General features: G+C 38.7%; 11 protein-coding genes, 2 pseudogenes and 1 riboswitch. Of the genes and pseudogenes, 6 read left to right on the top strand and 7 right to left on the bottom strand.

Translation table 11 applies throughout. The annotated features are described in order from the left end of the window. Positions 1 to 183: 183 nt before the first annotated feature. From ACO1DI_RS03735 to pgaC, 4 genes and pseudogenes are all read right to left on the bottom strand, one after another. Positions 184 to 1898, bottom strand: a pseudogene (locus ACO1DI_RS03735) (putative bifunctional diguanylate cyclase/phosphodiesterase). A gap of 379 nt (positions 1899 to 2277) precedes the next feature. Next, positions 2278 to 3144 carry an intercellular adhesin biosynthesis polysaccharide N-deacetylase gene (gene icaB / locus ACO1DI_RS03740; RefSeq protein WP_226701571.1) on the bottom strand — a complete coding sequence of 289 codons (867 nt, stop codon included), beginning with the start codon at positions 3142 to 3144 and terminating at the stop codon, positions 2278 to 2280. Beyond that, positions 3141 to 3602, bottom strand: a complete 462-nt coding sequence (pgaD, locus tag ACO1DI_RS03745; protein ID WP_014458735.1) for a poly-beta-1,6-N-acetyl-D-glucosamine biosynthesis protein PgaD — start codon at positions 3600 to 3602, stop codon at positions 3141 to 3143. The genes icaB and pgaD overlap by 4 nt, the downstream gene beginning before the upstream one ends. Beyond that, positions 3560 to 4816 carry a poly-beta-1,6-N-acetyl-D-glucosamine synthase gene (gene pgaC, locus ACO1DI_RS03750; protein WP_423145107.1) on the bottom strand — a complete coding sequence of 419 codons (1257 nt, stop codon included), beginning with the start codon at positions 4814 to 4816 and terminating at the stop codon, positions 3560 to 3562. Before pgaC ends, pgaD begins: the two co-directional genes overlap by 43 nt. Before the next feature lie 293 nt (positions 4817 to 5109). On the opposite strand from pgaC, the pseudogene ACO1DI_RS03755 reads away from it, so the two are divergent. The 5 genes and pseudogenes from ACO1DI_RS03755 (at position 5110) to ACO1DI_RS03775 (ending at position 8339) form a co-directional block, all read left to right on the top strand. Then, positions 5110 to 5632, top strand: a pseudogene (locus ACO1DI_RS03755) (ferritin). Positions 5633 to 5654: 22 nt separating this feature from the next. After that, positions 5655 to 5855 carry a hypothetical protein gene (locus tag ACO1DI_RS03760; RefSeq protein ID WP_014458732.1) on the top strand — a complete coding sequence of 67 codons (201 nt, stop codon included), beginning with the start codon at positions 5655 to 5657 and terminating at the stop codon, positions 5853 to 5855. Between the two features lie 142 nt (positions 5856 to 5997). Then, a complete protein-coding gene (locus ACO1DI_RS03765; RefSeq protein WP_014458731.1) occupies positions 5998 to 6153 on the top strand; it encodes a hypothetical protein in 156 nt (51 codons plus the stop codon). Between the two features lie 475 nt (positions 6154 to 6628). Then, positions 6629 to 7354, top strand: coding sequence for an AbrB/MazE/SpoVT family DNA-binding domain-containing protein (locus ACO1DI_RS03770; protein WP_226701572.1), 726 nt, complete (start codon positions 6629 to 6631; stop codon positions 7352 to 7354). Positions 7355 to 7604: 250 nt separating this feature from the next. Beyond that, positions 7605 to 8339 carry a class I SAM-dependent DNA methyltransferase gene (locus tag ACO1DI_RS03775; protein ID WP_115654701.1) on the top strand — a complete coding sequence of 245 codons (735 nt, stop codon included), beginning with the start codon at positions 7605 to 7607 and terminating at the stop codon, positions 8337 to 8339. A gap of 56 nt (positions 8340 to 8395) precedes the next feature. On the opposite strand, the gene ACO1DI_RS03780 is transcribed toward ACO1DI_RS03775, so the two are convergent. Next, on the bottom strand, positions 8396 to 9946 hold the full coding sequence (locus ACO1DI_RS03780; RefSeq protein ID WP_423145108.1) for an ABC transporter substrate-binding protein: 1551 nt from the start codon (positions 9944 to 9946) through the stop codon (positions 8396 to 8398). Between the two features lie 206 nt (positions 9947 to 10152). Between ACO1DI_RS03780 and ACO1DI_RS03785 the strand changes: the two genes are divergently transcribed. Beyond that, on the top strand, positions 10153 to 11649 hold the full coding sequence (locus ACO1DI_RS03785; RefSeq protein WP_423145109.1) for a carboxypeptidase M32: 1497 nt from the start codon (positions 10153 to 10155) through the stop codon (positions 11647 to 11649). A gap of 130 nt (positions 11650 to 11779) precedes the next feature. Here ACO1DI_RS03785 and ACO1DI_RS03790 read toward each other — a convergent pair whose 3' ends face one another. After that, positions 11780 to 12658 (bottom strand): 5'-methylthioadenosine/S-adenosylhomocysteine nucleosidase, encoded by an 879-nt coding sequence (locus ACO1DI_RS03790; RefSeq protein WP_014458726.1) that lies wholly within the window; start codon positions 12656 to 12658, stop codon positions 11780 to 11782. A 156-nt stretch (positions 12659 to 12814) separates the two neighbouring features. Next, a riboswitch (purine riboswitch) is annotated at positions 12815 to 12918 on the bottom strand. A 112-nt stretch (positions 12919 to 13030) separates the two neighbouring features. Further along, positions 13031 to 13249, bottom strand: coding sequence for a hypothetical protein (locus tag ACO1DI_RS03795; protein ID WP_208732983.1), 219 nt, complete (start codon positions 13247 to 13249; stop codon positions 13031 to 13033). Positions 13250 to 13326: the final 77 nt, after the last annotated feature.

Below are 13326 nucleotides of genomic sequence, written 5' to 3' on the forward strand. Positions count from 1 at the left end.
AAGCACACAAGCTTCCCTTCAACAACCACACCGTTTAAAAATCCCTCTAAACAGTACATGTTCTTTTGACATACTGTGCAGATTCCAACGTACTCTTTCACGACTTTATCACCCCTTATATCATATTAAAAATCAAAAAAGAAGCTCTATTAAAGAGCTTCTTTCCGTATACATGATTCTCCTTCAATTCAACAATCGGCTCATTTCTTCAGGAGAAAGCGGCTTGTTGAATAGATAACCTTGACCGATATGACAGCCTTGTTCCGTCACAAACTGCAGCTGTTCTTTGTTTTCGATTCCTTCTGCAGTTAGATCAAAATTAAGTTTTTTTCCCATTTGAATAATCGTTTCCACCAGCACTTTTCCAACTTCGTCTAAGTCGTCAATAAATGATTTATCAATTTTTAACGTATTAATCGGCAAGTGTTTCAAATAGCTAAGGGATGAATAGCACGTTCCGAAATCATCCATCGCCACTTTTATCCCTAGACTCCGCAGGCGGTTTAGCACTTTTTTCGATTCTTGACTGTTTTGAATGACGCTTTCAGTGATTTCAAGTTCCAGAAAGTGCGGCTCAAGGCCCGTTTTTTGCAAGATTTGTTCAATCTCCGCTACGAATCGTGAGGACTTCAGCTGAATAGGTGATACGTTCACTCCTATTTTGCTCACTTTTGAATTCAGCTCCGTCCATGCTTTCATCTGCTTACACGCTTCTTCTAATACCCACTTGCCAACGGGCACAATCAGACCCACTTCTTCTAAAATGGGCAAAAATTCATTTGGATACACGGTACCAAATTTTTCACTGTTCCAGCGAATGAGCGCTTCTGCTCCTATGACTTCAGACGTTTTCAAATCGATTAACGGCTGATAAACGAGCTGAAACTCATTTCTTTCTAACGCATACTTTAACTCATTCTCCATGCTGATTGTTTTAATTATTTGTTCATTTGATGAAGATGAGCTCATTTCATATGTGTTTCGTCCATTTCGTTTTGCTACATACATTGCAATATCTGCTTGCTTAATTAACCTGTCAATTAGTTCATCTGCGTCTTTTGGGACAATATGCTGCTGACATTCTTTTGAAAACAAGCTGATGCCAACGCTTGTAGAGGTTAGCACTTTATCACCATCTATATAAAAAGGAAGCGACATTTCCTTTACGATCTGCTCGGTCATTTCTTCAATTTCCTCAACAGTTTTTAGTGTATGCAGCACTAAAATAAACTCATCGCCCCCGTGCCGCGAGATAAAATCAGAGGACGGAATACATTTTTTTAATCTTTCTGCTACGCTCCTCAGCAGCACATCGCCGTGATGATGGCCAAGCGTATCATTTATTGATTTAAAGCGGTCTAAATCTAAAAATAAAATAGCCAGCAGTTCTGGAGATTCTTCATCTAAAAACAGTTTTTTCAGCTGTTTGTTTAACCAGTAGCGGTTAGGTAAATTGGTTAACGGATCATAATAAGCCATTTACTTAATTTTTTCTTCATATGCTTTTCGTTTTGTAATATCATTACGAATCGATACGTACTGATACGGCTTACCCCGCTCATCTAAAAAGGAACAATGGTTGTATCCACCCAGTAGTACGAGCCGTCTTTTGCTTTGTTTTTTATTTCTCCGTGCCATACCTTACCGGATCTGATCGTACTCCATAACTCTTTAAAAAACAAGCTTGAATGATGTTTCGAATTAATAATACGATGGTCCTGACCGAGAAGCTCATGTCTTTCATACTTAGAAATTTCACAGAATTTATCGTTCACGTGATTGATGAATCCACGACTATCCGTAATCGCTACGATCGATGATTCATTTAACGCAAGTTCAATATCATTTAGTTTTTTCAGCGTTTCTTTAAATTTATATTCAAAATGCCTGTTTTCCATATCCTATACACCTTTATCAAAATTTTAACGATAAAACAAAACCCATGACGAAATGATAGAGAGGAATCGTGAATAATGAATACAATTTAATCAGCAATGGACAGCGAATTAGTTTGTCCGATTGCCTTACATTCGTAAAATAGTAAGCGTACAATTGCCGCTTTTCCTCTTTACACCTTTACAAACTTCTTACACGCAGTTTGTAAAAGGATTGATAGATAGTTTCGTTTATCCATATCTTTTATCACAACTTTTCTATGGTACCATTAAAATGATTTTTATAGAAATGAAAGTGTCCTTTCTTCACGCAATTGACATACCTTTTGATGGTGAAAAGAAAAAAGCCTCTGCTTTAGACAGAGGCTTTTTCACTTTCTTCTTACGAGCTTGTACGTGTCAACCACGGAAGAATAAGGTCTTGAAAGGTTTTATTGTATACAACAATTCGATTAAGGTAATACGGATCGTTATCTTTTGTAATAAGGTGCGGCGCTAGGATAGCTGCTTGGTGAAAACCAGCATCTTTCACAATTTTAGCTACGTCATCATTCGTATTACCGTATGGATAAGCAAAGTAAACGGGGTCTACTCCTAAATGTTGCTTAATCGTTTCTTTGCTTTTTCGTAAATCTTCAGCAAACGCGCTGTATTTAGCAGGCGTCAGAAATAAAGGCTTGTCTTCTTCTAAACGGTGCATATCATATGTATGCGAACCGATTGTCGCAAGGCCGCTGTCTTTCATTTCTTTTAGCTGACTCCACGAAGCCATATTTAAATTTTGAAAGTCCTCTACTCCCACTTGTCCTGCGATTACATATAGCGTAAACGGAATGTTTTCCTTTTTCAAAATTGGAAACGCGTTTTGATACACGGTACGGTCAATATCATCAAATGAAATCCAAACGCAGCGTTTTGGAAACGTGCCTTTTTGCTTATACGTTTCAATATCTTTTGGCGTAACAAACGTAGCGTCAAGTTCCCTCAGCTTTTTTAACTGATGTTCAAAATCATTGCTGTAGACGCTGTACTCCGTCAGTTCGTCAGACTTTGTAACTGAGCTGACAACTCGATTAAACCAATTATGCTTACGCACGCGATGATAATTTAAGCCTAAGCATCCGTTCGTCTCAAGCGCTGGCTCCACGGTCGTTGTTGCTTTCGCCTTGTCTTCCCAGTTCACTACTTTAAAGAAGATAAAGCCAACTACCGCTGCCGCAATCAAAAGAAAGAATACATATTTCTTCATGCGTGCTTCCTCTCCTCAGTATGTTTCAACGGATTAACATCAAACTCGATGTACTGTGCACGCTGAAGCTCTTGAATTTGATCCTTGGATAAGAGCTCAAGACGCTCTAAATCTTTAATACTCGTATACGCCGGCTCTTTTCGTCGGTTCAAGCTTCCAAATCTCTTTTTGTTGTAGAATCTCCATAAAAACAGAGCTAGAAAAAAGAAGAAAAAAATGATAAGTCCAATTACTAAAAACGTTCGAATCTCGCCGTTCGTCGTTTTGAACGCAATTTTTAATACCCCGCTGTAACGATCATTTACGCCAATAACAGCTGAAAGGAAAAACCAAAGAACAACGGCACAATACACCCAAAAAACAGATGAAACAATGATGCTTATTACTAAGCGAGCAAGAGGCTGTTTGGCTTGAATCAAGATTTGCTCTTCGTTAAGCCGCGGTCTGGACTGCTCCATGTAGCATAGCCTCCTTTCACTCTAGATCTAATAGCACGAGGAAATGCGCCCACTACCACAATCGTATTCACAATCCAGTAAAGCGCTGGGTACCATGCAGCCCATACGTAATACCGCTTCACGTTGTCGTATTTCGAATCAATTTTCAGCGCAATAAACAGCTGAATTAAGCTCATAAACACAAGGGAAAATGAAGTAAACGTAAACCAAAACAGCATGTCTTGAGGGCTGCTCGCCGTAACAAGCAGCATGATAGTCACAAACAGCCATGCGAATGACCAAAAGGTACTAATCCACTGCTCTAGGTATACAAGCCAAATTCTGCGCTGCTTCCATTTCAATAACACTTTCCAGTGGCGAAGCATTACCTCTTGCCCGCCTTGAGCCCAGCGTACTCGCTGCTTCCAAATTCCTTTTAAGGTTTCGGGCACAAGCATCCAGCACAATGCCCGCGGTTCATAGCGGATATCCCAAAAGCGCTGCTGCAGCTTCCAGCTCACGGCGATATCTTCCGTAATCATGTCACGATCCCACAGTCCGACGTCCACAAGTGCTTTCTTTCGAAAAGCCACTACTACGCCTGAGACCGTCATTACTTTTCCTAAAATTCGCTGTGTTCGTTTAATAGAACCGATAATAGAAGAATACTCAACTAGCTGAATGCGACTCAGTAACGTATTACGGTTTCGAATGCGCGGATTTCCGGTGACGGCTCCAAGCCGTTCCCCTTTATGAAGAAAATGTTGGATTAGATAATACGGAGCGTTTTGATCTAAAATAGCGTCGGAATCTAAGCAGATTAAAAACTCAGCTTTAGACGCGTGCGCACCTAAATGTAACGCATTGGCTTTCCCTTTATTTTCATAAAGTTGAATCACACGAACTTCAGGATGATTTCTGCTAATTTTCTTTAAAATATCAGCCGTTCCATCCGTACTTCCATCGTTAATAAGGATGATTTCTTTAGACGGATAATCTAACGCCAAAAGGTGCTTGAGCGTTTCTTCAATCGTCTCTTCTTCATTATAGCAAGGCACTAAAAAGCTCACTAACGGCCAGTCAATTGTTGAAAAATCAACTTTAGGATCCCGGTCCCGATAGCGTATGTAAATAAGCGTACCTGCAATCCAAAATAAAGACATAATAAATGGATACCAGAAAACAAAGCTCGCAAGCTTTTCAAATCCAGGTATTAATACGTGTTGCATATTCATTTTTCTGACTCCTTCACACCAATTAAAATTGCACAGAGTGACAATTTTATCACTAAATTGGTTAAATAGAACATAGTAATTTTAACCATCTAAAAAAAGAGTCTTTAAAACTACTTTTATTCCTATATTATACAAACCTTATATGTAAGTAAGAAGCACCAATAAAGGATGGGCAAGTTACCTACTCAAAGAAGTGACATATAGTATCACTGTAGATTTCTTTCACCGTAAAAAACGTGATGGTTGCAGGGAGTATACGAAAGAAACCCTTTCCCTAAGGAGGAATAACAAATATGAACGAACAAATTCAAAAGCTGCTCAATAACTTAATTCAACTTGAACACGTCTCTTCGACTTTGTACCTAGCTATGTCTAATTATATGAATCGATTAAACTATAAAGGAATGGGCAGCTGGCTGCGTCTGCAGTCTGAAGAAGAACGCACTCATATGCTAAAGCTTATTGACTATTTAGTTGACCGCGGCGGAACGGTTGAATTAAGTTCTTTACCTGCTCAGCCAAGTGAGTTTGGAACACCGTTAGAAACGTTTCAAAAAGTATTGGAGCATGAAAAGTTCGTCACAAATTCTTATCGTCAAGCGTTTCAATTTATCAGCCAAGCGAATGACCCTCAAACTTTAGTCATCGTGCAGGACTTTTTACGAGAACAAGTCGACGAAGAAGCTCAGGCTCAGACAATTGTAGACCGCTTAAAAATTGCTCAAAATAACCCTGCAGCTATTTTTATACTCGATCAAGAACTTAGGACAGCGAAAAGCTGCGCCGGCGGCGGGCGGAGCAGCTGCGCAAGGTTAAACGCGCAGAAGAGTACCGAACAATGTACAAAAACAATAACACGCCTCCCGTTTCCTTGCTTCGAGTTGGGATTCATCACGGCTATTACGGCTATCCGCCCAATGTGTACGACGCCATTCAAAGGCTTATGAATCAATATATGCATCAGCTTCACTATCATCGCCCTCAGTACGTTCACGTGTACTACGTGCACCCTTCTCTTATTCACTACTACCTTCACTGAGTGGAGGAAAACAGGAATTTTGTTTCATGAAGAAATTCACCGCTTTTCCACCTAATTCAGGAATTCCAATCAAAAATATGGATATTTATGCTAATATAAAATTTGTTAATCATATAAAGAAATAATATTAGCGGGGTGTCATATGGATAATCAATACGTTGTAGGATGGGGAACGCTGGCTCTAATTAATGCCGGATTAGCGCAAGGTAAAAATCGAACCGGTCTGAACTGGTTCTTATTATCTCTTGCTTTAGGACCGCTTGCTACCTTCATCTTACTGCTGGTTGAAAAACGATAAAACCAGCTCAAAGCTCATTAGTTTGAGCTTTTTTCTTTATCCTTTAACTATGACTTGAGCCCAAAAGGCGTAAAAAAAGCGTTGCGTGAAATTTTTTTCTTGGCTTAATATGCATAAATCTATTCATTATTCAGACTGAATTCCGCTGTATTTTTTTGTTTAAAAACCTCTATCTACTCTTTTTAAAAAAGATACTACCTCTTTTTAAGGTTTTTTTTCCTACAATAAAACCAAAAGAAAGAAAAACACTTCTATTTCTATGTTTTTTTTAATTAATAGATTAGCTGTTTTCTTCAGATTATTATTCTTTACACGAGACACATGTGCATCTACTGAACCCGGTTAAACTTCCTGTATTTCGCAATCTGTACGATGAATAAATACTCATTTGCTTCATTTGACAAAGAAATAAATGCTGTGTAATTTAAGTAACATACCCCATCTAAAATGTTTTTAGAAAGGATTAAGTAGCAAGATGCGTACAAAAAAAGAAGAGTGTATAATTGACGAAATGGGAAGAGTATCCCTTCCTTCTTTGTTTATGCAACTAACGAAACTCGAGACGAACGACAAAGTTCTTTTACGGAGCTGTGATGATTGGATTATTATTGATCATCATGATGAAAATGTCCCCGTTCCTTCTCATATCTTCATTCGAACAATTGACCATATGGGTAGAATAGTCATTCCAAGATCCCTGCGAGATGACTATGAACTTACGCCATTTGATTATGTAGAACTATACGTAGTAGAACAGCAAATTGTTATGAAAAAAAGAGACGAAAAAACGATAGCGCTTTCACAAAAACCTGGGGCGCCTCCTCCTTATTATGCAACATTAACCGGACGGCAGATTCAGCTCACTTCTGAACTTTTAACGTCAGTCGAATTGGATGCAAACATGGAGGTTCAATTTTTTATTAACAAAGAAAATAACATTGTGATTCAAAAATACGAAATGAATTTCGGTGAAAAAACGACTTTAATATTTACGGCTCAATCTCGAAAAATTGATGAACGTTTTCGACTTACCATTCCTAAAAAGCTGCGAGATGATTTCTCCATCCACTCAGGTACGATGTTAAAAATCAAGACAGGTAATAAGCAGCTCATTTTAGAAAAAGTAGAGCATGAAAAAGAGATTAGCAGCGCATTATCTCAGCAAATAGACGCAGCAATTGTTGAAAAGTTACCGAAATAAGACCGACGCCAAAAACAAATGGTTCCTTACGACTTCAAAGCAAAAGCTAAGAGTTACGCATAGACTGACCTTTTCTATACTCAACTCTTAGCTTTTAGACTTATCTTCCATAAACGTGTACAAGCCGGTTACTCCACATGATAGCACTATCTCCAAAATAAAACACCATTTCCATATCTATTTAAATCATTGTAAATAATTTGAATATATGATTATAATAAGGTACTTTGCATAAAGGAGGCTGATTTAGTTGAAGATCTCAACAGGAGCTGAATTTTACGATAATGACGAGACGTTTTTGGCCTATACAAAACGCCGGCAGCAAAAAGAAAATGCCAACGATACGATTGAAAAACCGGTCATTTCACAGCTTCTAGGTGATGTTACAGATGCAGACGTTTTAGACTTAGGGTGCGGAAACGCTGGATTTGGCGTGGAGCTTCTTGAACAGGGATGTTTCTCTTATACCGGAGTAGACGGCTCGATCAATATGATAAACGCAGCTCAGCAACAGCTTTCAAACTATCCAAATGCAAAAGTTATTCATAAATCGATGGAGCACTATACTCCACCTCGTGACACCTACGACTTAGTTACCGCAAGACTGTCTCTCCACTATATGGAAGACTTAGCCTCCGTTTTCACTAAAGTAAATCAAGCACTCAAACCTGAAGGAAGATTTATTTTTTCTGTGGAACACCCAATCATTACTTCCACTTTGCAGCCTTCCGCTCTGCGCACAAACTGGACGGTCGATAACTACTTTTCAACGGGATTCCGTCAGCAGCACTGGATGGGCGGATACGTTCAAAAGTATCATCGCACGCTTGAAGAGTACTTTTCTTTGATGCAGCAAAGCGGATTCACCGTTACAAATTTAAAAGAAGCATGTCCTCAAAAAGAACATTTCGACAGCGCTGAAACTTACGAGCGTCGAATGCGTATTCCTTTGTTTTTACTGATGAGCGGCGTGAAGAATAGATAAACGAAAGACCCTTTGCTTTCCGGCAAAGGGTCTTTCGTAACTTTCTTTAATATATGTTATTTATTCACGCTCACGTTATAAAATACAGGACCTAAATTGAAATCATAGCCTTTTACATGTGTAGATACGGCGTTAATATTGACTTTATGACCAATTAACGTAAACGGAAGCTCATCCCATACGTATTTTTGTGTAGCATCAATAGCTGGCCGTGCATCTTTTACAGAAGCAGCCGCTTTGATTTTATCTAAGTATTTTGTTGATTTTTCAACCGGAGCTCCTCCCGACGTCCAAAATCCTTGGAAAATGGTTGAACGCGCCGCCCAGTCTACGGGGTAAATATCCCATGCTTTAGGGTCATTTACTTTATCTGTAAACGTTGCCCAGTCATACACTTCTAGCTTTACTTTCACACCGATTTTTTCAAGCTCTTGCTGCACGATAACAGCCGTATTGTACTGATCCTGATAATCACGTGAAGTTAAAAGACGCAGTTCCTGCCCGCGGTATCCAGCTCTTTTTAAATAGCTTTTTGCTTTCTTTTCATCATGCTGATTGTACTCTTCTTTTCCTGCTTCACTGTAATAGTTAGGAAACTTTTTATTCACAATCGATGAAGTCAGTTCATAATAATCGGAATCGCCGTATGAACTTGATAAAATATCTTTTGCATTAATCGTAGCATTTACGGCTTTTCTAGCATTTAAATCGCTAAAGAACCCTTCTTGCGTATTATAAAATAAACCAATGAATCCGCCTGGAGCCAGCTTGTTCTTAACGTTTTGCGTACTTTCAATTTGAGAAGCATTGTCGCTTGAAACACCTAATGCAATGTCAAACTGTCCGGCTGTAATGCCTGAAATTCTAGTAGATTCATCGCTTAAAAAGCTAATTTTAATTTCATCTACGTGAGGTGTCTTTTTAATTTTTCGTCCTTTTGAAGAATAATCTTTAAACCTCTCTAGCGTGATATATTGATTCTTTTTCCATTCCTTCACTTTAAATGGTCCTGTACCAACGAACTCAGTAGCTCCTTCAGCAGGTGCTTTTTCGATGATTTCTTTTGGAAAAATAGCGGCTGCTGGAATTGGATCTGCTAGTAGTGCCAGTGTATTCACATTTGGTGTTTTCAAATGAAGCTCAACCGTATAGTCTCCTGTTTTCTTAACCTGGGCACCAACAAAGTTTGTTTTACCAAGTGAAGATAGCTTGATCCAACGGTTAATCGAAGCTTCTACATCGTCCGCCGTCATTTCTTTGCCGTTATGAAACTTTACCCCTTTTCGCAGCTGAAACGTGTAGACTTTTTTATCTTCGCTTATGTCAATCTTTTCTGCTAAATCAGGCTCTACATTACCTTTGCTATCAAAAATAACGAGTCCTTCGTAAATATTTCGCGCCGCATCTTTAACCGAAGAATTCCCTGTAATTTGAGGATCTAAAGTCGTTGGCTCGCTTTGAAACGCAATGTTTAGCGTACCTCCGTCTTTTTGAGCGGCACTGGTGCTTTTATTCCCTGAGCTCGCTTGATTATTACTGCAACCTGCGACAAATAAAGCAATTACAATAAATAATAACCATTTTACCTTAACCTTTTTCAACGTCATTCCCCCAATGTTTAAAATCGCTTTTTAAAACCCATTATTTTTGTAAGGTTAGTATGAATATTAACCATCCTACCACCTTTCCATTTGTTTGTGAAATTAGCAAAATTAAACTATTTCTTTGCAATTACTGATTTAATTTATCTTGTTTCAAACCCTAATTCCTAGTATGTTTATAGGTAAAGTTAATTTCTTTAAAGGAGGATATGATGAATTCTACCGGCCGTCTTCATACTAAAAAACATATTTCGAGGATTGAACACTATAAGCAAGCTTTATCTCTTCTATCGTGGGACGCAAAAACATCCGCTCCTCTTAATAGCCAAAAACAGCATGCAACCATTCAAGGTACGCTTTCAAAAGAGCTTTACCTACTGCAAACAGATCCAACCTTTGCAAAAGAATTGCGGCATCTTCAAGAACAAAATCTAAATCAACTACAGCAAAAACAAGTACAGCACTATTGGAACATCTATCAAAAACTTTCCGCTGTACCGCTAGAGGATTATTATCAATTTTCCGTTTTAAAAGCTTCTACTCATGCTCTTTGGTCACAGGCTAGAGAGCAAAATGAATTTAAGCTCGTCGAAGACAACCTGCAGCAGCTGATTCATATGCATAAAAGATTTGCGGAGTACCGTAATCCTCACCTCGCTCCTTACGAACAGCTTTTAGAAGAATATGAGCCCGACGTTTCTAGTGAAACCATCGATTCGCTTTTTCAACAAATTAAAGATGCTATTCTTCCTTTGCTGACAAAAATTAAACGCTCTTCGGTTACACATGATACATCATTTCTCAACAAGCCTTTTTCAATAGAAAATCAGCAGAAGCTCGGAAAACACCTTCTCACTGCTATTGGCTATAACTTTAAGTCTGGCCAAATCGGCACCACGGCCCACCCGTTCAGTGCAGGCATTCACCCTCAAGACGCACGGCTTGCAGTAAGATACGACGAACACAATGTAAAACTGGCAGCTTTTATGTTTTTACATGAAGGCGGACATTCTATCTATAACCAGCAAATTAGCTCCGACTTGCTTGACACAGGGTTAGGCGCATACACTTCTATGGGACTGCATGAATCTCAATCTCTTTTTTGGGAACGTATCATTGGAAAACACGAAGGCTTCTGGAGAAATCACGCTCACTTATTCAAAGAGTTAGAACCTGCGATCTACGGTGATATTTCATTTGAAACTCTTTACTTTGCCTTAAATGAAGTCACACCTTCTCTCATTCGTTTGCAAGCAGATGACCTTACCTATCTGCTGCATATTATCATTCGCTACGAGCTAGAAAGAGATTTATTCGCTGACAAGCTTCGCGTCTCGGATCTTCCTTCCGCATGGAATGCAAAATATGAAGCATACTTAGGAATCAAACCAAAAACAGACCGTGACGGAGTATTGCAGGACGGCCACTGGTACGGAGGAGCGTTTGGCTACTTCCCTTCCTACAATCTAGGATTTATTTATGCAGCTCAGCTAAGAGAAGCCGTAATTAAAGACCATCCTGACTTTGATGAAATCATTTCGAGTCAAAATCTATCCCTTATAGCAGACTGGCAAAAACATCATATCCACCAGCATGGAAAGTTAAAAACGCCAAAAGAGATATTAACTAGTCTTTCTATAGATAGAATTGATGCTCAGCCGTTAATTAATTATTTGACGCAAAAGTATGAAGAGTTATATAAACTTTAAATTTACCAATCCATTTATTTTATAAAATTTTGATAGCGTAAATACAGTAAATCCCTATAGACATGACGAAAAAAGCATCAAAGCCTTTTGTTAGAGAAACAAAAGCTTTGATGCTTTTTTAAAGAAAGATTTACTTAGCGTTTGTGCTGATATAATGTTTAATTACTTCATAAACATAATCTTGGCAAGCTGCTGCTGTGTTTGGATTATATTTTCCACCGTTTACTTTATTGTTAGACAGCACTCTGATACCTAAGAATGGAACTTCATAGCTTCCTGCAATTTGTGCTGCCGCTGCGCCTTCCATTTCTTCTACAGACGTCCCGTACTTAGTATGAAACCACTTAATTCGATCCACTTCGTTATTCCACGTGTCCGCTGATCCTATCGTTCCTTCGACCACTTTACCTTTTTTATATGTATCTTTTACCGCATTTGCAGCCGCAAGTAACTTTTTGTCTCCTTCATAATAACGAGCTTTTTCAGCATCAGGATCTTCTCCAGCGCTTCCTTCAGAAGCCATCAAATCCATCGGCTTCCACGCAGCAGGATCCATTCCTTCGCCTTCTTTTTTATCGCCTGTTTTTAAGGAGCCTATGTTCGTTGTTCTCTTCCCTAATACAATATCAAACACGTTCAGGTTTTCATCATGTCCACCTGATGTTCCTTGATTGATAATTGCTCTAGGATGGTATTTTTCTATAGCTATCGCTGTAGCAGCTGCCGTGTTTTCCATTCCTTTTCCCGTTTTAACCACGATGACTGGATAATTATCGACAGTTCCTTTGTAAAAAACAAAATTCCCTGACTTTTCTTCTTTTACATTTTCTAATTTTTTAGCGAATTTCTGCGCTTCTATCGGCATCGGTCCTTGAACAATAATAGGCTTCTGCTTCTGTTTATCTCCTGCTTCTTTTTTTGAAGCTGAATTACACCCGGCAAGTATAGATAGCAGTAAAACCATACCAATAGTAAATAAAGCCCCTGTTTTTAACATCTTGTTTTTCATAGATTAATACTTTCACTCCATTTCATTTTGCTGTTTCATACACTCGATAATCGGACAAAAGAAAAAAACCTAGAGCATGTTAGAACGTCTACGTTTTTTAGAGTCAAAGTATAAAAAATTAAGCATGAAATAAAGCTTGTGTCTGGATAAACGGAACATTTTTATACTTTAACTCGTAGTCCAGTTCTTTGAATGGGAACTAGGTAGAGACACTTAGACCATATTTCCAAGCATATACGAGCAATATTTTTCACTTTCTAAATGTATCAAATACAAAATGTTTATTCAATACAAAAAGCGAATATTTTAATATTATTAATCTAAATCATTCGTCTTTACCAGTTTTCACTAAATATATTACAAATACCTATCTCAAAACAAAAAAAGAGGCTGAGACATAACGAGATGAATCCAATCTAAAGACGCACAAATGGCATACATGAGCTGAACCGCTTGTGACACCGAAGTTGATTTCCGTGCAAGACTTCGCTTTCCGCGGGCGGCCGCTGAGCCTCCTCGTCGCTTGCGCTCCTGCGGGGTCTCACCTGTTCCGCTTTTCCCGCAGGAGTCTTCGTCTTGCCCTCCAATCACCTGCTAGAAGGAACGAAATAGGTGAAACCTACGTTCACCCTAACAAAAAAAAATGAACCACTAATCAAAAATGTTGA

The organism is Priestia sp. 40, assembly GCF_049368575.1.
In the GTDB taxonomy this organism is placed as follows: Bacteria; Bacillota; Bacilli; order Bacillales; family Bacillaceae_H; genus Priestia; species Priestia zanthoxyli.

Excerpts from the sequence above, each read along its gene's own strand:
- ACO1DI_RS03780 (WP_423145108.1), bottom strand. The coding sequence starts at position 9,946 with ATGACGTTGAAAAAGGTTAAGGTAAAATGGTTATTATTTATTGTAATT.
- icaB (WP_226701571.1), bottom strand. The coding sequence starts at position 3,144 with ATGAAGAAATATGTATTCTTTCTTTTGATTGCGGCAGCGGTAGTTGGC.
- pgaD (WP_014458735.1), bottom strand. The coding sequence starts at position 3,602 with ATGGAGCAGTCCAGACCGCGGCTTAACGAAGAGCAAATCTTGATTCAA.
- ACO1DI_RS03760 (WP_014458732.1), top strand. The coding sequence starts at position 5,655 with ATGTACAAAAACAATAACACGCCTCCCGTTTCCTTGCTTCGAGTTGGG.
- ACO1DI_RS03790 (WP_014458726.1), bottom strand. The coding sequence starts at position 12,658 with ATGAAAAACAAGATGTTAAAAACAGGGGCTTTATTTACTATTGGTATG.
- ACO1DI_RS03770 (WP_226701572.1), top strand. The coding sequence starts at position 6,629 with ATGCGTACAAAAAAAGAAGAGTGTATAATTGACGAAATGGGAAGAGTA.
- ACO1DI_RS03765 (WP_014458731.1), top strand. The coding sequence starts at position 5,998 with ATGGATAATCAATACGTTGTAGGATGGGGAACGCTGGCTCTAATTAAT.
- ACO1DI_RS03785 (WP_423145109.1), top strand. The coding sequence starts at position 10,153 with ATGAATTCTACCGGCCGTCTTCATACTAAAAAACATATTTCGAGGATT.
- pgaC (WP_423145107.1), bottom strand. The coding sequence starts at position 4,816 with ATGAATATGCAACACGTATTAATACCTGGATTTGAAAAGCTTGCGAGC.